Source organism: Nostoc sp. T09, from assembly GCF_002154695.1.
In the GTDB taxonomy this organism is placed as follows: domain Bacteria; phylum Cyanobacteriota; class Cyanobacteriia; order Cyanobacteriales; family Nostocaceae; genus Aulosira.
The window spans coordinates 1-1,857 of record NZ_MTAV01000263.1; the positions used below are offsets into that span (position 1 = coordinate 1).

General features: G+C 45.8%; 2 protein-coding genes and 2 pseudogenes. All 4 read right to left on the reverse strand.

Going from position 1 to position 1,857, the window contains the following annotated elements; all coding sequences use genetic code 11:
• Positions 1–181: hypothetical protein (locus BV372_RS38135; protein ID WP_256973632.1), on the reverse strand; the 181-nt coding region annotated here is incomplete at its 3' end.
• A complete protein-coding gene (locus BV372_RS34365; protein WP_086691979.1) occupies positions 181–1,050 on the reverse strand; it encodes an alpha/beta fold hydrolase in 870 nt (289 codons plus the stop codon). The genes BV372_RS38135 and BV372_RS34365, both read right to left, overlap by 1 nt.
• A gap of 84 nt (positions 1,051–1,134) precedes the next feature.
• A pseudogene (locus BV372_RS34370) lies at positions 1,135–1,608 on the reverse strand (lipocalin-like domain-containing protein); the annotation flags it as partial.
• A gap of 17 nt (positions 1,609–1,625) precedes the next feature.
• A pseudogene (locus tag BV372_RS34375) lies at positions 1,626–1,857 on the reverse strand (hydroxyquinol 1,2-dioxygenase); the annotation flags it as partial.

Consider the following 1,857-nt stretch of genomic DNA (forward strand, 5'->3'; position numbering starts at 1 on the left):
TGCTGCTGCAACCCTTCGCAAGTAATTGGGCGAGTAGCGGACGCCCGATCGCTCCTGTTGGCCCGGCAACAAAAATTTTCATTTGTAAACCATCTAAAAGTTTGTTGCTAGTAGTATCTTTCTCATTGCTTGATTCATAGCCTAAGAAATCAACAGAAATCAAAGTGGTGTTTGTTCTCATTAGGCAGGGACGTGTTGCAGTCGTGACGCGAGAAATTGAGAGATATGGTTTGCGATCGCATTCCCATCCTCTTCCAGGGCAAAATGTCCGGTATCGAGTAAATGAAACTCAACATCTCTCAAATCGCGCTGGTAGGGATAAGCGCCTTCAGCAGGGAAGATGTAGTCGTTCTGACCCCAAACAATTAGAGTGGGGGGTTGATGTTTGCGGAAATACTCCTGCCATTGCGGATATAATGGTGGGTTGGTGCCATAGCTATAAAACAGCGCCAGTTGAATCTCTTCGTTTCCGGGGCGATCAAGAAAGAGTTGATCCATGTTCCAGGTATCCGGGCTAATTGCTTCAAGATTGCGAACGCCGTTGGTATACTGCCACTTCGTTGCTTCCAGTGTAAAAAGGTGTTTGAGCTTGTCCGCATTCTCAGGCGAACGGTCTTGCCAGTATGCTTTGATTGGGTCCCAAAATTCACGCAGACCTTCCTCGTAGGCATTCCCGTTTTGTACAATTAAGGCTTCCACTCGCTCTGGATATTTAGCCGCAATGCGATAACCGATGGGAGCACCATAATCCATCACATAAAGACTGTATTTTTTGAGATTGATAGCGGTAATGAATTTCTCCACAATCTCAGCCAGGTGATCGAACGTGTAGTCAAACTCATCCACACTTGGCATGGAACTGTTGCCGAAGCCAGGATAATCGGGTGCAATCAGATAGAACCGATCGGCTAAGGCAGGAATTAAGTTGCGAAACATGTGAGATGAGGTTGGGAAGCCATGCAACAGTAGAATGGTTGGATTACTGCGCTCTCCAGCTTCCCGGTAGAAAATATCTAAACCATCGATCGCGATTGTGCGATATGTGGTCATGACTTTACTCCTTATAAAGTTATAGGTGGTGAAATTATGACGTTTGCCAGATGTCATCTTGCTAAACAATTGAATGCGCTCCCACACCAACTCAAAAACCTTCTCAACACCATCACTCAAAACTGGCGGCGTCCTGAGCGTTACTCGGTTCTCACTTAGAGTAAAGGTGCGAACTAACGCTGTACCAGCCCGATTAGGAATTGATGCAATTTCGATCTGGTGAGTCGCTGTGTTGCCGCTCAACGTATCAGTTCCAGCGTAAGCATTAAATGTCGTAAATGCTTGAGCAAGCTCTTCAACGGGTAGAGATTGGAGTTCCGGACTTAGCGGCGATTGAACCTCTTGACTGAGCGGTGGGCGTTAGCGAAGCTCTTCCGAAGGAAGCTCGCTCCTAGAAAACATCACCATCATGTGACCATCTGATGTGTAAGTAATGTAGCCAACCGGATGAGTTCCATACACGTCTGGAGTCACCGTTCCATCAGCGTAAATGGCAGTTGCAGAAATTAACTTCCAAATGCCAATTAGCGGATTGTTCTGGATTGATGGTGTAGACATAATGTGCAACCGTTGCTTTATAATTCTCTGCTAGAGAGAGTAACGGGTTTCAACACAAAATCAAATTCCGTTGTGTAAAACTGTTTACTTTGATTGGGTGCCTTGAGTTCGTCTAGCGCTTCGTGCTTTTGTAATTCAACGATCATTGATCGCACTGCAAAGGTTGTATCTGAATCCAGGTGAGGATCACCAGCAATAAAAATTTGTGTTGTCAGCGACGTGTACTCTGGGGCACTGACTTTGAAATGG